Source organism: Denitratisoma sp., assembly GCA_032027165.1.
Lineage (GTDB): Bacteria > Pseudomonadota > Gammaproteobacteria > Burkholderiales > Rhodocyclaceae > Desulfobacillus.
In genome coordinates, this window is record JAVSMO010000001.1 from 1457066 (window position 1) to 1475260 (window position 18195).

Annotated in this window: 19 protein-coding genes; 15 read left to right on the top strand and 4 right to left on the bottom strand. The window is 69.8% G+C overall.

The annotated features are described in order from the left end of the window. The first annotated feature begins 14 nt into the window (after nt 1–14). Both ROZ00_07160 and ROZ00_07165 read left to right on the top strand, forming a co-directional pair. Nucleotides 15–716, top strand: coding sequence for an AzlC family ABC transporter permease (locus ROZ00_07160; GenBank protein MDT3735985.1), 702 nt, complete (start codon nt 15–17; stop codon nt 714–716). Beyond that, complete coding sequence (locus ROZ00_07165; protein ID MDT3735986.1) at nt 689–1015, top strand: AzlD domain-containing protein; 327 nt, start codon at nt 689–691, stop codon at nt 1013–1015. The genes ROZ00_07160 and ROZ00_07165 overlap by 28 nt, the downstream gene beginning before the upstream one ends. Here ROZ00_07165 and ROZ00_07170 read toward each other — a convergent pair. Beyond that, entirely contained in the window at nt 1006–1239 is a 234-nt protein-coding gene (locus tag ROZ00_07170) for a DUF3567 family protein (GenBank protein ID MDT3735987.1), read from the bottom strand. The genes ROZ00_07165 and ROZ00_07170 overlap by 10 nt on opposite strands. 96 nt (nt 1240–1335) lie before the next feature. Here ROZ00_07170 and ROZ00_07175 point away from each other — a divergent pair, with 96 nt between their 5' ends. The 13 genes from ROZ00_07175 to ROZ00_07235 all read left to right on the top strand — a co-directional run bounded on the left by ROZ00_07175 (nt 1336) and on the right by ROZ00_07235 (nt 12970). After that, entirely contained in the window at nt 1336–1545 is a 210-nt protein-coding gene (locus ROZ00_07175; GenBank protein MDT3735988.1) for a YdcH family protein, read from the top strand. Continuing rightward, nucleotides 1542–2849: an O-acetylhomoserine aminocarboxypropyltransferase gene (locus ROZ00_07180; protein MDT3735989.1), complete on the top strand. Its 1308-nt coding sequence runs from the start codon at nt 1542–1544 to the stop codon at nt 2847–2849. Before ROZ00_07175 ends, ROZ00_07180 begins: the two co-directional genes overlap by 4 nt. 2 nt (nt 2850–2851) lie before the next feature. Next, on the top strand, nt 2852–3646 hold the full coding sequence (locus ROZ00_07185; GenBank protein MDT3735990.1) for an alpha/beta hydrolase: 795 nt from the start codon (nt 2852–2854) through the stop codon (nt 3644–3646). Next, entirely contained in the window at nt 3643–4809 is a 1167-nt protein-coding gene (locus tag ROZ00_07190; GenBank protein MDT3735991.1) for an efflux RND transporter periplasmic adaptor subunit, read from the top strand. Before ROZ00_07185 ends, ROZ00_07190 begins: the two co-directional genes overlap by 4 nt. 261 nt (nt 4810–5070) lie before the next feature. Further along, nucleotides 5071–5751 (top strand): ABC transporter ATP-binding protein, encoded by a 681-nt coding sequence (locus tag ROZ00_07195; protein MDT3735992.1) that lies wholly within the window; start codon nt 5071–5073, stop codon nt 5749–5751. A 2-nt stretch (nt 5752–5753) separates the two neighbouring features. Continuing rightward, on the top strand, nt 5754–6962 hold the full coding sequence (locus tag ROZ00_07200; GenBank protein ID MDT3735993.1) for an ABC transporter permease: 1209 nt from the start codon (nt 5754–5756) through the stop codon (nt 6960–6962). Continuing rightward, nucleotides 6959–8158, top strand: a complete 1200-nt coding sequence (locus tag ROZ00_07205) for an ABC transporter permease (GenBank protein ID MDT3735994.1) — start codon at nt 6959–6961, stop codon at nt 8156–8158. The genes ROZ00_07200 and ROZ00_07205 overlap by 4 nt, the downstream gene beginning before the upstream one ends. A 6-nt stretch (nt 8159–8164) precedes the next feature. Beyond that, nucleotides 8165–9388, top strand: a complete 1224-nt coding sequence (locus tag ROZ00_07210) for an MFS transporter (GenBank protein MDT3735995.1) — start codon at nt 8165–8167, stop codon at nt 9386–9388. Between the two features lie 101 nt (nt 9389–9489). After that, nucleotides 9490–10260, top strand: coding sequence for a DUF2189 domain-containing protein (locus ROZ00_07215; GenBank protein MDT3735996.1), 771 nt, complete (start codon nt 9490–9492; stop codon nt 10258–10260). A gap of 77 nt (nt 10261–10337) precedes the next feature. After that, nucleotides 10338–10982 carry a metalloregulator ArsR/SmtB family transcription factor gene (locus tag ROZ00_07220; GenBank protein ID MDT3735997.1) on the top strand — a complete coding sequence of 215 codons (645 nt, stop codon included), beginning with the start codon at nt 10338–10340 and terminating at the stop codon, nt 10980–10982. Nucleotides 10983–10995: 13 nt separating this feature from the next. Then, nucleotides 10996–11346, top strand: coding sequence for a DsrE family protein (locus tag ROZ00_07225; protein ID MDT3735998.1), 351 nt, complete (start codon nt 10996–10998; stop codon nt 11344–11346). Between the two features lie 19 nt (nt 11347–11365). Then, entirely contained in the window at nt 11366–12544 is a 1179-nt protein-coding gene (locus ROZ00_07230) for an MFS transporter (protein ID MDT3735999.1), read from the top strand. A gap of 66 nt (nt 12545–12610) precedes the next feature. Then, on the top strand, nt 12611–12970 hold the full coding sequence (locus tag ROZ00_07235; protein MDT3736000.1) for a hypothetical protein: 360 nt from the start codon (nt 12611–12613) through the stop codon (nt 12968–12970). 112 nt (nt 12971–13082) lie between these two features. Here ROZ00_07235 and ROZ00_07240 read toward each other — a convergent pair whose 3' ends face one another. The 3 genes from ROZ00_07240 to ROZ00_07250 all read right to left on the bottom strand — a co-directional run bounded on the left by ROZ00_07240 (nt 13083) and on the right by ROZ00_07250 (nt 18195). Then, nucleotides 13083–15275, bottom strand: a complete 2193-nt coding sequence (locus tag ROZ00_07240) for a bifunctional (p)ppGpp synthetase/guanosine-3',5'-bis(diphosphate) 3'-pyrophosphohydrolase (protein MDT3736001.1) — start codon at nt 15273–15275, stop codon at nt 13083–13085. Between the two features lie 212 nt (nt 15276–15487). Beyond that, on the bottom strand, nt 15488–16393 hold the full coding sequence (locus ROZ00_07245; GenBank protein MDT3736002.1) for a 2-oxoacid:ferredoxin oxidoreductase subunit beta: 906 nt from the start codon (nt 16391–16393) through the stop codon (nt 15488–15490). Nucleotides 16394–16404: 11 nt separating this feature from the next. Further along, on the bottom strand, nt 16405–18195 hold the full coding sequence (locus ROZ00_07250) for a 2-oxoacid:acceptor oxidoreductase subunit alpha (GenBank protein MDT3736003.1): 1791 nt from the start codon (nt 18193–18195) through the stop codon (nt 16405–16407).

Below are 18195 nucleotides of genomic sequence, written 5' to 3' on the forward strand. Positions count from 1 at the left end.
CAATGAAGAATCGCGTGGCCACCCCAGACAGACGGCAGGCGCTCCTCGCCGGCGTACGCGCCTGCATCCCGCTCGCCCCCGGCATCCTGCTCTTCGGCATGGTCTGCGGCGCCGCCGCGGCCGGCGTCGGCCTCACGCCGGGGCAGTCCTTCGCCCTCTCCTGGCTGGTCTTCGCCGGCTCCTCGCAGATCGTCGCCACCCAGCTCTTCGCCGCCGGCGCGCCGGGCTGGGTCATCGTCCTCACCGGCTGGGTGGTCAACCTGCGCTTCATGATGTACAGCGCCACCCTCGCGCAGCACTTCCGCGGCACCTCCCGCCTCGAGCGCTGGCTGGCCGGCTACCTGCTCACCGACCAGGCCTTCGCCGTGACGCTGGCGCGGGTCCTCGACGGCCGCAAGGACATCCCCTGGTTCTTCCTCGGCATCGCCGCGACGCTGTGGCTGCTCTGGCAGATCGCCAGCCTGATCGGCATCTTCCTCGGCGCACGGGTGCCGGCCAGCTGGTCGATCGATTTCGTCGTCGCCCTCACCTTCATCGGCGTGCTGGCGCCGCTGCTGCGCGACCGCGCCATGGCGGCGGCCGCCGTGTCGGGGGGACTGACTTCCGTCTTCCTCGTCCTGCCGCTGAAATTGAACCTGATGGCCGCCGCCCTGATCGGCGCCGCCGTCGGCATCGCACTGGAAAAGCTATGGCCGAAATCGCGACCTGGGGCGTGATCGCCGCGCTCGGGCTGGCGACCTTCGCCACCCGGCTGTCCTTCCTGGCCCTGCTGGGCGAGGGGGAATTGCCGCTCTGGCTGCGGCGCATCCTGCACTACGTGCCGCCGGCCATCCTCGCCGCCATCATTTCACCGCAACTGCTGGCCGGCGCGCCGGGGCTGGCAGCGACGCTGGACGGCCCGCGCACCGTGGCGGCGCTGGCCGGCTTCGCCGTCGCCCTGCTGACGCGCAGCACCTTCGCCACCATCGCGGTGGGCATGGCCGTGCTGTGGGGACTGACTTTAGTTCAATGGTAAACAGCGGGCTGGGTGATCAGCGAGCCGTATTCCTCGAGCAGGTCGCCGAAGGCCTCGATGTCGGGCTCGCCCGAGACGAGCGCCTTCAGCTCGGCGCGGAAGCGTTCCGCCGCGCCGTTGCGCATCAGGACGCCCTTGTTCACGCGCTTGTCGATCACCTCCACGGCATCCTGCGCCGGGTAGTCGACCACATGCATCACCGGATTGTCGAAGACGATCATCATGTTGGCTACCTCCGTGGTGCAAATGTGGGTACGCCGAGAGCCATTTCAACCCTGCCCGCTCTGTTGTTTTTCACTGCGCCGCCGCATAATAGATGCATGAAGGAATCCGAAGACATCGCCGCCCTGCGCCTGAAGCTGCACGAAATCCAGGTCGAGCACCGCGACCTGGACGACATCATCGAGCGCCTGCTGCAAACCCCGCCGCACGACGACCTCATGCTGCGGCGGCTGAAGAAGCGCAAGTTGCAGCTGAAGGATCGCATCGCCCTCCTCGAACGCATGATCGAACCCGACGAATCCGCATGAGCAAGACATCCGCCTTCAATTTCGACACCCTGAGCCTGCACGCCGGCCAGGTTCCCGACCCGCAATTCGGCGCCCGCGCCGCGCCGATCTACCTCACCACCAGCTTCGTCTTCAAGGATGCCGACCAGGCCGCCGCCCTCTTCAACATGGAGCGCGCCGGCCACGTCTATTCGCGCATCTCGAACCCGACAAACGCCGTGCTCGAGGAGCGCATCGCCGCCCTCGAAGGCGGCGTCGGCGCCATCGCCGTCGCCTCCGGCCAGGCGGCGCTGCACCTCGCCGTCGCCACGCTGATGGGCTCAGGCTCTCACATCGTCGCCTCGCGCTCGCTCTACGGCGGCTCGCACAACCTGCTCGAATACACCCTGCCGCGCTTCGGCATCGAGACCACCTTCGTCGACCCGCGCAACCTCGATGCCTGGCGCGCGGCGATCCGGCCGAACACCCGCCTGCTCTTCGGCGAGACGCTGGGCAACCCCGGGCTGGACGTGCTCGACGTGCCGCGCGTGGCGGAGATCGCCCACTCAGCCGGCCTGCCGCTGATGGTCGATTCGACCTTCACCACGCCCTACCTGATGCGCCCCTTCGAGCTCGGCGCCGACCTGCTCTTCCACTCGGCGACCAAGTTCCTCGGCGGCCATGGCGTCGCCATCGGTGGCCTGCTGGTCGACAGCGGGAAATTCGACTGGGAGGGACAAGGAAACAACGCGGGCAAATTCCCGACCCTGACCGAACCCTATTCCGGCTTCCACGGCATGGACTTCGCCGAGGAATCCACCGTCGCCGCCTTCCTGCTGCGGGCGCGGCGCGAGGGCCTGCGCGACTTCGGCGCCTGCATGAGCCCGATGACCGCCTTCCAGCTCCTGCAGGGCATGGAGACCCTGCCGCTGCGCATGCAGCGCCACGTGGACAACACGCGAAAGGTCGTTGCCCACCTCGCCGCCCATGCGGCGGTGGAGTCGGTCTCCTACCCCGAACTGGAGAGCCATCCCGACCACGCCCTGGCGAAGCAGCTGCTGCCGAAGGGCTGCGGCTCGGTGTTCAGCTTCGTCCTCAAGGGCGGGCGGGCCGCAGGGCGGAAATTCATCGAGTCGCTGCGTGTCTTCTCGCACCTCGCCAACGTCGGCGACGCCAAGTCGCTGGTCATCCACCCGGCCAGCACCACCCACTTCCGCATGTCCGACGAGGCCCTGCGCGCCTCCGGCATCCACGAGGGCACGGTGCGCCTCTCCATCGGCCTGGAAGACGCCGCCGACCTCATCGCCGACCTCGAAGCCGGCCTGCGCGCTTCGCAAAAGACCTGACCATGGAATTCACCGTCAACAACAACAAGACCTACGCCTACACCGGCGGCAAGCCTTCCAATCCGGAACTGCCCGCCGTCGTCTTCATCCACGGCGCCGAGAACGACCACAGCGTGTGGGGCCTGCAGAGCCGCTGGTTCGCCCACCACGGCTTTTCCGTGCTCGCCGTCGACCTGCCCGGCCACGGCCGCTCCGACGGCCCGCTGCTGCCGACGGTGGAAGCGCAGGCCGACTGGATCGTCGCCCTGCTCGACGCGGCCGGCGTGCGGCAGGCGGCGCTGGTCGGCCACAGCATGGGCTCGCTGATCTCCCTCGAAGCCGCTTCGCGCTTCCCGGACCGCGTGGCGAAGATCGCCCTCGTCGGCACCGCCGTGCCGATGCCCGTCTCGGAGGCCCTGCTCACCGCCGCGCGCGAGGCGCGGCCGAAGGCCGAGGGCATGGTCAACGTCTGGTCGCACGGTCCGCGCGGCGCCATCGGCGGCAACACCGTGCCCGGCCTGTGGATGATGGGCGCCAGCATCCGCCTGATGGAGCGCGCCGGGCCCGAAGTGCTGTTCAACGACCTCAATGCCTGCAACGCCTACCAGCGCGGCATGGAGGCCGCCGCCGCCGCGCGGTGCCCGGCGCTGCTCGTCGTCGGCAGCCGCGACATGATGACCTCGCCGCGCGGCGCGCCGAAGCTCGCCGCCGCCATGCAGGACGCCCGCATCGCTTCGATCGAAGGCAGCGGCCACGCCCTCATGGCGGAATACCCCGACGCCGTGCTCGACGCCTTGCGGAGCTTCATCGCATCATGAAAACGCCCGCCTTGCGCACCGTCCTGATCGTCGTGGCCGTGCTCGCCGTGCTGGCGGGACTGACTTTTGCCCTGACGCGACCGAAGCCCATCGCCGTGACCGTGGCCGCCGTCGAAACCGGCAAGGTCGAGACCACCGTCGCCAACACCCGCGCCGGCTCCGTCACCGCCTGCCGCCGCGCCAAGCTGGCGCCGCCGATGGGCGGACGCATCGACAAGCTGCTGGTGCGCGAGGGCGACCGCGTCAAGGCCGGCCAGGTGCTGGTCGAGCTGTGGAACGACGACCTCTCGGCGCGCGAGCGCATCTCCGTCGAGCAGCGCGCCACGGCGCAGGCGCATGTGCGCGAAGCCTGCCTGCTGGCGGACACCGCCAAGCGCGACGCCGCCCGCACGCGCCAGCTGCGCGACAAGGGCTTCGTCTCGGAAGAGCGCGTCGACCGCGCCGAGAGCGAAGCCAAGGCCAGGCAGGCCGGCTGCGATTCCGCCCGCGCCCAGGTGCAGGAGGCCAGCGCGCGCATCGGCGCCTCGCGCGCCGACACCTCGCGCACCGTCGTCAAGGCGCCCTTCGACGGCATCGTCGCCGAGGTGAACGGCGAGGTCGGCGAATACCTGACCCCCTCCCCGCCCGGCATCCCGACGCTGCCGGCGATCGACCTCATCGACGACTCCTGCCTCTACGTCTCCGCCCCCATCGACGAGGTGGACGCCGCCCAGCTGAAGATCGGCATGACCGGCCGCATCAGCCTCGACGCCTACCGCGGCAAGCATTTCACCGGCAAGCTGCGCCGCATCGCGCCCTACGTCCTCGCGCTGGAGAAGCAGGCGCGCACCGTCGAGGTGGAGGTCGAGTTCGACAGCCCGGCCGACATCCGCCACCTGCTGGTCGGCTACAGCGCCGACATCGAGGTGGTGGTGGATGCCCGCGACGACGTGCTGCGCATCCCCACCTCGGCCCTCATGCCGGGCAGCCGCGTGCTGGCACTGACCGAACGCGGCGTGCTGGAGGAGCGGAGGATCGAGGCCGGCCTGAGCAACTGGGAATTCACCGAAGTGAGGAGCGGCGTGGCCCGCGGCGACCGCGTCGTCACCTCGCTCGAGCGCGCCGGCGTCAAGGCCGGCGCCCATGCGGTGGCCGAGGAAAAACCCGCCGCAAAGAGACCCTGACGCAAGGAAACGCATGATGCGTTGTGCTTGGATGGCGATGGATGCTAGGCGCGGCGCGCCGCCCGTAGTCATCTACGGGCAAGCGCCGCAACGCCGCAGACGCGCCATCCAAGCACAACCCTTCGGGGCGTCGGCGTTTGGGCGCCTCGCGTCGTTGCGGCCGCTTGTCGTGGAACAACCACTGCCTGCGCGGCCGCGCCTAGCGCTGCATCCCAAACGCCTTAGCCGCACATGCGTTTCCTTGCGTCAGGGTCTCTATAAATGATCCGCCTCACCGGCATCGAACGCATCTTCCGCGTCGGTGACGAGGAGGTGCACGCCCTGCGCGGCGTCAGCCTCGACATCGCCCAGGGCGAGTACCTCTCCATCATGGGGCCGTCCGGCTCCGGCAAGTCCACCCTGCTCAACATCCTCGGCCTGCTCGACCGGCCCAATGCCGGCCGCTACGAGCTGAACGGCCACGACGTCACCGGCCTCGCCGACGACGAGCTGGCGCGCGTGCGCCGCGAGGCCATCGGCTTCGTCTTCCAGTTCTTCCATCTCGTGCCGCGCCTCACCGCCGAGCAGAACATCGAGCTGCCGATGGTGCTGGCCGGCATCGAGCCGGCCGAGCGGCGCAAGCGCCTCGACAAGCTGCTCGCCGACTACGGCCTGGAGGCGCGCGCCGGCCATCGCCCCGACCAGCTCTCCGGCGGCCAGTGCCAGCGCGTTGCCATCGCCCGCGCCATGTCGATGGGGCCGACGCTGATCCTCGCCGACGAACCGACAGGCAACCTCGACCGCCACACCGGCCAGGACGTCATGGCGGTGCTCGAGCGCGTGCACCACGAGGGCGGCACGGTGGCCGTCGTCACCCACGACCCGGAGATCGGCGCCCGCGCCCACCGCCGCATCCGCCTGGTGGACGGCGCCATCGTCGAGGACTTCCGGGAGCAGGCGTAGGCATGCGTTTCGCCGACCTCCTCCGCTTCGCCTGGCAGGTGCTGGGCGGCTACCGCGCCCGCACGGCGCTGATCCTGCTGGCCATGGGCATCGGCGTCGCCGCCGTGGTGGCGGTCAGCTCCATCGGCGAAGGCGCGCGGCTCTACGTCGTCAATCAGTTCGGCTCGCTCGGCACCAACCTCATCATCGTGCTGCCCGGCCGCTCCGAGACGGCCGGCGCCATGCCCGGCGTGCTGGTCGGCAAGACGCCGCGCGACCTCACCATCGACGACGCCCTCTCGCTCAAGCGCAGCCCCGCGGTCCTGCGCTTCGCCCCGCTCATCGTCGGCGCCGGCGACGTGCGCGTCGGCAGCCGCACGCGCGAGACGCCGGTGCTCGGCACCACCGCCGAATTCATCCAGGTGCGGCAGATGGACATCGCGCAGGGCCTCTTCCTGCCGCCGGGCGATCCGCGCCACAGCCAGCCGGTGTGCGTCATCGGCTCGACGGTGGCGGCCGAACTGTTCGGCGCCCGCCCGGCCCTCGGCGAATGGCTGCGCATCGGCGACCGCCGCTTCCGCATCATCGGCGTGCTGGCCAAGCAGGGGCAGTCGCTCGGCTTCAACACCGACGAGATCGTCGTCGTCCCGCTCGCCGCGGCGCAGGCGCTGTTCAACACCGAGTCGCTGTTCCGCGTCCTCGTCGAGGCGAAGAGCCGCGAGCAGATCGCCTATGCCAAGGCCGACGTCGAGGAGATCATCCGCCTGCGCCACGAAGGCGAGCGCGACGTCACGGTGATCACCCAGGACGCCGTGCTGGAGACCTTCGACCGCATCCTGCGCGCCCTCACGCTCGCCGTCGGCGGCATCGCCGCCATCAGCCTCGCCGTGGCCGGCATCCTCATCATGAACGTCATGCTCATCGCCGTGACGCAGCGGCGCAAGGAGATCGGCCTGYTSAAGGCSATCGGCGCCACSGGSSMGCASRTCCGCGCCGCCTTCTTCACCGAGGCSATCATGCTGGCGCTGGGCGGCGCCRYCYKCGGCCTCSYCGYCGGCAAGCTCGGCCAGSTCGCCATCGGCCAGGCCTTCCCCGACATYCCSTTCACSGCGCCCTGGTGGGCSGTGRTYGCCGCCCCGCTCACCGCCRTCGTCACCTCGGTGCTGTTCACCGTGGTGCCGGCGAAGCGCGCGGCGATGCTCGATCCCGTCCAGGCCCTCTCCAAGCGATGATCGTCCGCGACTTCATCGGCTTCACCCTCGCCTCGCTCAAGGCGCACCGGATGCGCACGGCGCTGACGGCGCTSGGCATCGCGGTRGGCATCGCCTCGGTGATCCTGCTCACCTCSATCGGCGAGGGSCTGCACCGCTTCRTCATCGMCGAGTTCACCCAGTTCGGCACCAACATCATCGGCGTCGCGCCGGGGCGCATCCAGACCCACGGCGCCTCGCTCGGCGCGGTGAACACCKYGCGCCCGCTCAGCATCGASGAYGCCMTCGCCCTGAARAARGCGCCCYACGTGCAGGTGGCCGACCCGCTGGTGCAGGGCAACGCCGAGGTGGYGCWCSMCGGCAAGAGCCGCCGCGTCACGCTCTACGGCACSGGMCCGGAYTTCGCCMGSGCGCTGTCSATGCGCGTGGCGAGCGGCGAMTWCCTSCCRCCCGACGACCCGCRCGCSGCGCGCGCCTTSGTCGTGCTCGGCTCGAAGGTGGCGASCGAGCTGTTCGGCRCSGASAAYCCGCTCGGCRSSCGCATCCGCGTCGGCRGCGAGCGCTACCGCGTCRTCGGCGTCATGGARTCSAAGGGSCAGATCCTCGGCTTCGACMTSGACGACACGGTGTWCATCCCGGTGKCGCGCGCSCTCGACATGTTCAACCGCGAGRGCCTGATGGAGATCCACGTCACCTACGAGCCGACGGCGCCGCTGGCCGAGGTSGAGGAAGGCATCCGCCGCATCCTSGTCGCCCGCCACGGCGCCGAGGACTTCACCCTCACGCCGCAGCAGAAGATGCTSGAGGTSTTCGGCACSGTGCTCRACGCCATCACCTTCGCSGTCGCCGCCATCGGCGGCATCTCGCTGGTGGTGGGCGGSGTSGGCATCCTCACCATCCTCACCATCGGCGTSGCCGAGCGCACCTCCGAGATCGGCCTGCTGCGCGCCATCGGCGCGACGCAGCGGAGCATCCTGCTGCTCTTCCTCGGCGAGGCGGCGCTGCTCTCGGCCCTCGGCGGCGCGGCGGGGCTGGCGCTGGGCTGGAGCATCGCCGTGCTGCTGGAACTGACTTTTCCTGCGCTGCCGGTGCACACGCCCTGGGCTTACGCCGTGCTCGCCGAGCTGGTCGCCGTCGCCGTCGGCCTCGCTGCCGGCGTCGCCCCGGCCCGCCACGCCGCCAGCCTCGACCCGCTCGAAGCGCTGCGCAGCGAGTAGTCCCGGGTGAGCACCGTCCAGCCCCTCGATCCGGCACGCGAACGCCTGCTGCTGCTGACGCTGGCCGGCATCCAGTTCGCGCACATCCTCGACTTCATGGTGATGATGCCGCTCGGGCCGATCCTGATGCGCGAACTCGCCATCGGCACGCACGAGTTCGGCCTGCTGGTCTCGAGCTACACCTTCAGCGCCGCCTTCTCCGGCGTGCTGGCGGCCACCTTCGTCGACCGCTTCGAGCGCAAGCGCCTGCTGCTCGGCATGTTCGCCCTCTTCGCCCTGGCCACCCTGGCCTGCGGCCTGGCGCCGGGCTTCTGGTTCCTCATGGCGGCGCGCAGCGCCGCCGGCGCCTTCGGCGGCGTGCTCGGCGCGATGGTGCAGACCATGGTCGGCGACCTCATCCCCTTCGAGCGGCGCGGCCGCGCCAGCGGCACCATCATGTCGGCCTTCGCCCTGTCGACCGTCGCCGGCGTGCCCCTCTCGCTGGTGCTCGCCACCCATTTCGGCTGGCGCATCCCCTTCCTTTTCATTGCCGCGATGGCCGTCCTCCTGCTGCTGCCCGGCTGGAAGATGCTGCCGACGCTGCGCGGCCACCTGAGCCAGGCGGTCATCAGCGAAACCGAGCGCGCCCATCCCCTCTCCGCCATCCTCGGCGTGCTGCGCGATGCCAACCACCTGCGGGCGCTGGCTTTCATGGCGCTGATCATGTTCTCCGGCTTCACGGTGATTCCCTACATCACCATCTACTCGGTGGCCAACGTCGGCATCCGCCAGGAGGACCTCTACCTGATCTACCTCGCCGGCGGCACCGCCACCTTCTTCACCTCGCGCCTGATCGGGCGGCTGGCGGATCGCCACGGCAAGGTGCGCGTCTACCGCACGGTCGCCCTGCTCTCGATGGCGCCGCTGCTGATCCAGACCCACCTCGTGCCGGTCCCGCTGTGGCTGATGATCGTCGTGTCGACGCTGTTCTTCATCCTCGTCCCCGGCCGCATGGTGCCGGCCATGGCCCTCGTCACCTCGGCGGCGCAGCCGCGGCTGCGCGGCACCTTCCTCTCGATCACCGGCGCGACGCAGCAGTTTGCCTCCGGCGTCGCCTCCTACATCGGCGGCCTCATCATCACCCAGGACGCGGCCGGCCACATCCTGCGCTACGACCAGGTCGGCTATCTGGCGGTCGCCGCCACGCTGCTGGCGATGGCGCTGGCCAGCCGCATCCGCGTCCAGTCCTGAGCCGGAAGAATCGTGCTTGCTTCCCGGATATCCCCCCGCTAGAATCGTTTTACATATAAAGCTTTCGGCCAGGACCGGGGGCATAGAGAGGAGACGAGACGATGGCCCAGCAGGAGACCCCGGCCGGGGTGTATCCGGCCTTCCCGAAGATCCGCGACGTGCCGATCGAGCAGCCGCTGCAGTGGCTGAAGCGCGGCTGGCGCGACCTGCTCTCCTGCCCCACCGCCAGCCTGTTCTACGGCCTGTGCTTCGCCGCCGGCGGCGCGCTGATGGTGCTGGCCCTCGGCGGCGCGCCGGAATACATCGCCGCCGTCACTTCCGGCTTCCTCATCCTCGGCCCCTTCTTCGCCATCGGGCTCTACGAGGTCAGCCGCCGCAACGAGAAGCAGCAGCCCTGCAGCCTGGTGCCCACGCTGATGGCCTGGAAGGGCAACGCCGGCAACCTCGGCATATTCACGGCCATCCTGCTGGTCATCTTCCTGGTCTGGGCGCGCGCCTCGATGGTGGTCTTCGCCCTCTTCTATTCCGGCGAGATGCCGAGCGTGAGCGGCTTCCTGCGCCACGTGATCTCCACCGACCACCTCGGCTTCCTCATCGCCTATTTCGCCGTCGGCGGCCTGTTCGCGCTGATCGCCTTCGCCATCAGCCTGATCACGGTGCCGCTGATGCTCGACCGCCACCTCGACGCCGTCACCGCCGCCATCACCAGCGTGCGCGCGCTGGCCGCCAATCCGGCCGCGATGTTCGTCTGGGCCGGCCTCATCGCCCTGCTCGGCGGCCTCGGCCTCGTCACCTTCCTCGCCGGCATCCTCATCGCCGGCCCGATCCTCGGCCACGCCACCTGGCACGCCTACCGCGACCTGGTCGAATAGCCCCCTTCCGCACCAACGCTTGCGCCCCCGTGCCGGCGCGGCTATCATTCCAACGATCGTTAGAATGATAGCCCGTCATGAGAGATACCCTGTACGAACAGGTCGGCCGCATCGGCAAGGCGCTGGCCAGCCCGAAGCGGCTGGAACTGATCGAGCTGCTGTGCCAGAGCGAAAAAACCGTTGACGCGCTGGCCGAGGCCGCCCGCTGCAGCGTCAAGCTCGCCAGCGCCCACCTGAAGGCGCTGAGGCAGGCGCGCCTGGTCGAAGCGCGCCGCGACGGCAAATACGTCTACTACCGGCTCGCCGACGCACACGTCGCCGACCTCTGGGTGAGCCTGCGCGCCCTGGCCGAGGAGCGCCTGCTCGAGCTGCAGACCGCCCTGCAATCGATGGCGGCGCCCGACGAAGCCCTCATCGGCACCGACCGCGCCACCCTGCTGCGCCGCGCGGCGCGCGGCGACGTCGTCGTGATCGACGTGCGCCCGGCCGACGAGTACGCGGCCGGCCACCTGCCGCGCGCCCGCTCGATCCCGCTCGCCGAACTGCGCGCCCGCCTGCGCGAGCTGCCGAAGCACAAGCCCGTCGTCGCCTACTGCCGCGGCCCCTTCTGCCTGATGTCCGGCGAGGCCGTCGCCCTGCTGAAGAAGCGCGGCTTCCGCGCCGCCAAGCTAGCCGACGGCGTGGCCGAATGGCGCGCGCAGGGACTCCCCGTCGAAACCTGAAAGGAGGATCGTCATGAACACCCTGTTCATCCTCAATGGCGCCCCCTATGGTGCCGAACCGACCTACAACGGCCTGCGCCTGGCCGGCGCGCTGGCGCGCCAGGAAGGACAGGCCGTGCGCCTGTTCCTCATGGGCGATGCCGCCGGCGGCGCCAAAGCCGGGCAGAAGGTGCCCGAGGGCTACTACAACGTCCAGCACATGCTGGGCCGCGTCGCACGCGCCGGCGGCGAGGTGGCGGCCTGCGGCACCTGCCTCGACGCGCGCGGCATCGCCGCCGATGAACTCGGCGAAGACATCCATCGCGGCACCCTGGACGAACTGGCGCAATGGACCGCCTGGGCGGACAAGGTGCTGGTTTTCTGATTTCACACCGGAACCGAACATGCCCGCTCCCCGCCGCGCCGTCGCACTCCTCGCCGCCTGCCAGGCGCTGCTGCTCACCAACGGCGTCACCCTCGTCGCCATCAATGCCCTGGCCGGCTACGCCCTGGCGCCGGACAAGCGCCTCGCCACCCTGCCGGTGGTCGGCTACGTGCTCGGTTCCGCCGTCTCGACCCTGCCCGCCTCGCACTTCATGCGGCTGCACGGCCGGCGCGCCGGCTTCCTGCTCGGCGCCTTCAGCGGCATGCTCGGCGGCGCCATCGGCGCGCTGGCGATTTTCCTGCAGAGCTTCTGGCTGCTGTGCGCCGCCACCTTCTGCTCGGGCATCTACCAGGCCTTCGGCCAGTACCTGCGCTTCGCCGCGGCGGAAGTGGCGCCGCCGGACTGGAAGAGCCGCGCCATCTCGCTGACGCTGGCCGGCGGCATCGTCGGCGGCTTCATCGGCCCGGCGGTCGGCAAGGTGACGCGCGACCTCGCGCAGCCGCAGTACCTCGCCTCGTACGCCTCGCTGATCGGCTTCGCCCTCGTCGCCATGGCCATCGCTTCGAGCCTGCGCTTCCCGCCGCAAAGTCAGTCCGAGCAGCACGGCGGCGGGCGGCCCCTGCGCGAGATCGCCAAGCAGCCGGTGTTCATCGTCGCCGCGCTGGCGGCCGCCGTCGGCTACGGCGTGATGAACCTGCTCATGAACGCCACGCCGCTGGCGATGGACTTCTGCGGCCTCGGCTTCGGCGACACCGCCTTCGTCCTGCAGTGGCACGTCATCGGCATGTTCGCGCCGAGCTTCTTCACCGGCCACCTGATCGCCCGCTTCGGCGTGCTCAACGTCCTCTTCGCCGGCGCCCTCCTCATGGCCGCCTGCATCGCCATCGCCGTGCAGGGCATCACCCTGATGCACTTCTGGTGGGCGCTGCTGCTGCTCGGCATCGGCTGGAACTTCCTCTACATCGGCGGCACCACGCTGCTCACCGAGGCCTACGCGCCCGAGGAGAAGGCCAAGACCCAGGGCCTCAACGACTTCCTGATGTTCTTCGCCATGGCCGGCTCCTCCTTCGGCTCCGGCGTGCTCGTCACCAGCGCCGGCTGGACGGTGCTCAACCAGATCGCCCTCCCCTTCGTCGCCGTGAGCGCCTTCGCCACGAGCCTGTTCTGGCTGAAGCGCCGCCGCGCCGCCGCGGCTTGACATATGTCAGGGTCTGTCCCGGGCGGGGCCGCTATAGTGCGGCATCGTCGTGACTGCCGCCGCCCGATGAAACGCCTGCTTCTGCCGCTGCTCCTCACCGTCGCCTGCCTCGGCGCCGCCCGCGCCGACGAAGCCGCCGACCTCGACGCCCTGTGCGCCGCTTCCGGCGGCCAGATCAAGCGCACCGACATCTCCAACGTTCGCCGCACCGACTGCGCCGGGCCGACCGTCACCTGGTTCCACATCCGCTCCACCGGCACGCAGGGCCGCACCATGGTCAACTACACCGCCACCCGCCCCGGCGGCTGGCGCGCCGCCCTCGATGCCTCCGCTGCCGACCTTGCGAAACTCTGCGGCGACCTGCCGCCGCCGAACATCCAGCTTCAGGAAGCCAAGCTCAACGCCAGCTGCGGCTCGGGCAGATAAAACCCAGCGCGTTCAGACGGACAGAGGGCGGGAATTCTTCGCCGCCCCGCAGGGACTGACTTTCCCTTGAAAGAAGCCGTTCCCCCTCTCCCGCAAGCGGGAGGGGGCAGGTTCAACTGCGGCTGGCGCGTTGCACGCCGCCGATGTCGCCGATCAGCTTCAAGGCCCGCTGCAGCTGGGCGACGCCGCTCACTTCGATGGTGAAGCCCATGCGGGCGGCGCCCTGCTTCGACTGGGTGCGCACCGCCGTGACGTTGATCTTCTCGCGCGAGAGCACTTCGGAGATGTCGCGCAGCAGGCCCTGGCGGTCCTGCGCCTCGACGACGATGTCGACCGGGTAGAGTGCGTCGGCGCCCCCCCCCGTACCCATTCCCCACTCGGCGCTGATGACGCGCTCGGGATTGCGCGCGCTGATGTTGCGGAAGTTGGTGCACTCCAGGCGGTGGATGGAGACGCCCTTGCCGCGCGTAACGAAGCCGGCGATGGCGTCGGGCGGCGCCGGCTTGCAGCAGCGGCCGAGCTGGGTCAGCAGCTTGTCGACGCCGACGATGAGGACGCGGCTGCTTGAACTCCCCGCCTTGCTGCGCCGGGTCTGTATCGCCGGCGCTTCGGGCGCCGCCTCCGGCTCCCCGCGCAGCGCCGTCTGCAGCTGGCGCTGGCCGACCTCGTTTCTCGCCGCCGCCAGGTAGAGCGCGTCGGCGTTGGCGAAGCCGAGCTTGTGCGCCAGCTCGTCGAGGCTGGCGCCGGTCTGGCCCTCGCGCTGCAGCTCGCGCGTGACGAAGGCGCGGCCCTGCGCCAGCATCTCGGCCTCTTCCTGCGCCGTAAACCACTGCCGAACCTTGGCGCGCGCACGCGAGGTGGCGAGGTAGCCCTGCTCCGGCTGCAGCCAGTCGCGCGAGGGGCCACCCTGCTTGACGGTGACGATCTCGACGGTCTGGCCGTTCTCCAGCGGCGTGTTGAGCGGCACCAGCGCACCGTTCACGCGGGCGCCGCGGCAGCGGTGGCCGAGGTCGGTGTGCAGGCGATAGGCGAAGTCCACCGGCGTTGCGCCATGCGTGAGATCGAAGACGCGGCCCTGCGGCGTCAGCACGTAGATGGTGTCGTCGAGGGCGGCGCGCTTGAACTGGCGCACCCACTCGGAGGAGTCGCTGATCTCGTCGCGCCACGACAGCAGCTGGCGCAGCCAGGCGATCTTGTCGTCGTAGCGCGCATCCTGGCCGGCGCCTTCCTTGTAGCGCCAGTGCGCGGCGACGCCCAGTTCGGCGTGGCGGTGCATCTCGTGGGTGCGGATCTGCACCTCCAGCGCCCGCCCCCCCGGCCCGATCACGGCGGTGTGCAGCGAGCGGTAGTTGTTGCCCTTCGGGTGCGCGATGTAGTCGTCGAATTCCTTCGGGATCGGCTGCCAGATGTGGTGGGCGATGCCGAGCACGGTGTAGCAGTCCTTCACCTCGTCGACAAGCACGCGCAGCGCGCGCACGTCGTAGACCTCGGCGAAGTCGAGGTTCTTCGCCTTCATCTTGCTGTAGATGCTGTAGATGTGCTTCGGCCGGCCGTAGACTTCGGCCCTGATGCCGGCGGCGGCCAGCTCGCCCTGCAGGCGGGCGATGGCCTCCTCGATGAACTGCTCGCGCTCGACGCGGCGCTCGTCGAGCATCTTCGCGATGCGCTTGTAGGTGTCCGGCTCGAGGAAGCGGAAGGCGAGGTCCTCCAGCTCCCACTTCAAATGCCAGACGCCGATGCGGTTGGCCAGCGGCGCGTAGATATCGAGGCTCTCGCGCGCCACCTCGGCGCGCTCGGCCTCGGGATGCTCGGCGAGGTGGCGCAGGGTCTGCGTGCGGCTGGCCAGGCGCAGCAGCACGACGCGGATGTCCTCCGACATCGCCAGCAGCATCTTGCGCAGCACCTCGGCCTGCGCCTTGACGCTCTGCGCGCGCTCGCTCTTGCCGGTGACGAGCTGCAGGCCCTTCAGGCGGCTGAGGCCGCCGACCAGCTCGGCCACCGGCGCGCCGTATTCGGCCGCCAGCGTCTCGGCGGCGTCCTCGAGGTAATCCGAGGCGGCGAAGAGCAGCGCGGCCAGGCGCGTGTCGAGGTCGAGCCGCAATGAAGCCGCCACCAGCGCCATGCCGAGGGCGTGCTGCCAGGCGGGCTCGCCGGTGCCGAGGACGCTCTCGCCGTACAGGCCGCGGGCGAAGCCGGTCGCCTGCACGAGGGTCTGGCGTGCTTCGGGCGGCAGGCCTTCGGCGAGGAGGTCGAGCTGCGCTTCCTCGGCGCCGGCCTGGGCGATGGAATGGGTGACGGAGACCACGTGATGAATTGAGACAGGCCCGCGATCGGGCCAACAGGCGAATTATCGCCGAAAAGCGCCCCCTCTCCCCAGCCCCGCTCTGCGCCCACGGCCGGCTTTACACAGCCGGCCGGCTCAGTCGGCACGAAGCATGCTTCGTGAAATCCCGCCTTCGCCCCCGCAAGCGGGGCGAGGGAGCGCACCTGCCGCCGTGCTGTGGGGACTGACTTTTCCTAGCGCCGGGCGGTCTTCCGCGCCGGTTTGGCGGCAACCTTGCCGGGCAACTCGCCGCCGGCCTTCTCGACCAGGCTGTCGAGAGCGTCGCCCAGCGTCGGCCGTTCCTCGCGGTAGTAGAGGCCGAGCGCCGGCAGCGCATCGTCCATCGCCTCGCGCATCGCCGCCAGCCGGTCGGAGGGATCGTGGTCGGCCGGCAGATCGCGCACCTGCATGCCGAGGTTCTGGTAGGTGCGGTGCGTCTTGTCGAAGGTGACGCAGGGCGAGAGGATGTGCAGGTAGGAAAAGCCGCGGTGCGCCATCGCCTGGGTGATCATGCTGCGCAGCTGGTCCGGCCGGCCGGCGTAGGCCTGGCCGACCCAGCTGGCGCCGTAGGAGAGCAGCATCAGCAGCGGGTTGAGCGGCCGGTCGGGATTCTCGTAGGGACTGGTCGGCGTGCGGAAGCCGGTCGCCGAGGTCGGCGAGGTCTGCCCCTTCGTCAAACCGTAGATGCCGTTGTCGAACAGCAGGTAGGTGATGTCGACGTTGCGCCGCGCCGCGTGCGGCACGTGGCCGCCGCCGATGGCGAAGCCGTCGCCGTCGCCGCCCACCGCCACCACCGTCAGCGCGTCGTTCGCCGTCTTGACGCCGGTGGCCACCGGCAGCGCGCGGCCGTGCAGGGTGTGCATGCCGTAGGTGTTCACGAAGAAGGGAAAGCGCGAGGAACAGCCGATGCCGGAGACCACCACGGCGTTCTCGTTGGGGATGTTCAGCTCGCACAGCGAAGCCGCCACCGCCTCGACGATGGAGAAGTAGCCGCAGCCCGGACACCAGGTCGGCAGCGTCTTCGAGCGGTAGTCGAGCCGCCCGCTCTCCTCGACTTCCTTGAGCTTCTCTTCGAGATAGACCGGTTTGATGTCGCCCATTTCAATGCTCCTTATGCCGCCTTCTGTGCGGCTTTCCTGCCCGCCAGGCGGCGGATTTCCTCGAGAATCTCCTCGACCTTCATCGGCTCGCCCGGCACGCGGCTGAGCCGCGTCACCTGGCGCGCCACGTTGGCCTGCAGCAGGTTGGCGAACTGGCCCTCGTAGTTGAGCTCCGGCACCAGCACCTCCTTGCAGTCGGCGAGGAAGGCCGAGACGCCGTGCGTCGGGAAGGGCGAGAGCATCACCACCTTCATCGCCGCGCAGCGGATGCCCTCGGCGCGCGCCTTGAGCATCGCCTCCAGGCACTCGCCGAAGTTGGAGCCCCAGGAGATCACGCCGACGTCCACCGGCCCCTCGTCGCCGAAGCGCTTGAAGTGGGTGAAGTCGGGGTGGCGCAGCGCCGCCTTCAGCTTCTCGTGGCGCTTGCGGCTCATCGCCGTGTGCAGTTCCGCCGAGTCGTTGGGCCGTCCCAGCTCGTTGTGCTCGAGGCCGGTGACGACGTGCATGCCGCCCTTGTCGCCGGGGATGGTGCGCGGGCTGACGTGGTCCGCCGTGAGGGCGTAGCGCTTGTACGGCGCGCCGGCGGCCTGCTTGCCCGGCTTGCGGTTCATGTCCGACTCGAAGGGCGGCCGCGCCGGGAACACCACCGTCTCGTAGCGGTTTGAGAGATACAGGTCGATCAGCACGATCACCGGCGTCTGGTAGGCCTCGGCCATCTCGAAGGCCTTGCCGGCGCAGCGGTAGCAGCCGTCGACGTTGGTCGGCGCGATGACGATGCGCGGCGCGTCGCCGTGGCCGCCGTACACCGCCATGTGCAGGTCCGACTGCTCGGTCTTGGTCGGCATGCCGGTCGACGGACCGCCGCGCTGCGACACGAAGAGCACCGCCGGCACCTCGCCGATGACGCCCATGCCAAGCATCTCCGCCATCAGCGACAGGCCGGGGCCGGAGGTCGATGTCGCCGCCCGCGCGCCGGCGAAGCCGGCGCCGACGACGGCGGAGATCGCCGAGATCTCGTCCTCGGTCTGCAGCAGGCGGCCGCCGCGCTTCGGCATCTCGGTCGCCAGCCGCTCCATGATCGAAGTGGCCGGCGTGATCGGGTAGCCGAAGAAGGTGTCGATGCCGGCATCGAGCGCGCCGCGCACGATGGCGGCGTTGCCGTTGATCATTTCCACCGTGGCGCCGGCGACCACCGAAGACACCGGCGGACCGAACACCACGTCGTCGAGCTTGAAGGTCTTCGCGGCGTAGTCGAGGCCGGCCTTGAAGGCGGCCTCGCTCGCCTCGGCGGCGGCGGCCTTGTTCCTGAACTTCTTGCCGATGGCCTTGCGGAAGCCCTCCACCGGCAGGTTGAAGAGGCCGGCGAGGAAGCCGAGCACGACGATGTTGCGCGAGCGGTTGGCGCCGGTGCTCTTCTCGGACAGCTCGCGGATCGGCACCGGATAGGGCAGCTGGCCCGGCCCGACATGGGCGCTCATGTGGCCGCCTTCCGGCAGCCTGACGATGGAGCCCTGTTCGTAGATGACGGCGCCGCAGTCGCGCACCTCGCCGGCGTGCGGGATGGCGTGGCTGTCGTCGAGCGACACCAGCACGTCGGACTTGTGCTTGAGCGAATAGGCCTGCTCGGTGGTGATGCGCATGCGTGCGATGCACTTGCCGAAGCCGCGGATCTCGGGCGGATAGACGTCGAAGCTGATGACCTTGTAGCCCATGCCGGCCAGCGCATTGCGGAGGATTTCGCCGGCGGCGATGGTGCCGTCGCCGGCCGAGCCGACGATGGAGATCTGGATGTCGGTGGCCAT

What these genes read in the sequence shown, in the direction of transcription:
- ROZ00_07165 (MDT3735986.1), top strand. Translation starts at nt 689, where the DNA reads ATGGCCGAAATCGCGACCTGGGGCGTGATCGCCGCGCTCGGGCTGGCG.
- ROZ00_07170 (MDT3735987.1), bottom strand. Translation starts at nt 1,239, where the DNA reads ATGATGATCGTCTTCGACAATCCGGTGATGCATGTGGTCGACTACCCG.
- ROZ00_07175 (MDT3735988.1), top strand. Translation starts at nt 1,336, where the DNA reads ATGAAGGAATCCGAAGACATCGCCGCCCTGCGCCTGAAGCTGCACGAA.
- ROZ00_07180 (MDT3735989.1), top strand. Translation starts at nt 1,542, where the DNA reads ATGAGCAAGACATCCGCCTTCAATTTCGACACCCTGAGCCTGCACGCC.
- ROZ00_07185 (MDT3735990.1), top strand. Translation starts at nt 2,852, where the DNA reads ATGGAATTCACCGTCAACAACAACAAGACCTACGCCTACACCGGCGGC.
- ROZ00_07190 (MDT3735991.1), top strand. Translation starts at nt 3,643, where the DNA reads ATGAAAACGCCCGCCTTGCGCACCGTCCTGATCGTCGTGGCCGTGCTC.
- ROZ00_07195 (MDT3735992.1), top strand. Translation starts at nt 5,071, where the DNA reads ATGATCCGCCTCACCGGCATCGAACGCATCTTCCGCGTCGGTGACGAG.
- ROZ00_07215 (MDT3735996.1), top strand. Translation starts at nt 9,490, where the DNA reads ATGGCCCAGCAGGAGACCCCGGCCGGGGTGTATCCGGCCTTCCCGAAG.
- ROZ00_07220 (MDT3735997.1), top strand. Translation starts at nt 10,338, where the DNA reads ATGAGAGATACCCTGTACGAACAGGTCGGCCGCATCGGCAAGGCGCTG.
- ROZ00_07225 (MDT3735998.1), top strand. Translation starts at nt 10,996, where the DNA reads ATGAACACCCTGTTCATCCTCAATGGCGCCCCCTATGGTGCCGAACCG.
- ROZ00_07230 (MDT3735999.1), top strand. Translation starts at nt 11,366, where the DNA reads ATGCCCGCTCCCCGCCGCGCCGTCGCACTCCTCGCCGCCTGCCAGGCG.
- ROZ00_07235 (MDT3736000.1), top strand. Translation starts at nt 12,611, where the DNA reads ATGAAACGCCTGCTTCTGCCGCTGCTCCTCACCGTCGCCTGCCTCGGC.
- ROZ00_07245 (MDT3736002.1), bottom strand. Translation starts at nt 16,393, where the DNA reads ATGGGCGACATCAAACCGGTCTATCTCGAAGAGAAGCTCAAGGAAGTC.
- ROZ00_07250 (MDT3736003.1), bottom strand. Translation starts at nt 18,195, where the DNA reads ATGGCCACCGACATCCAGATCTCCATCGTCGGCTCGGCCGGCGACGGC.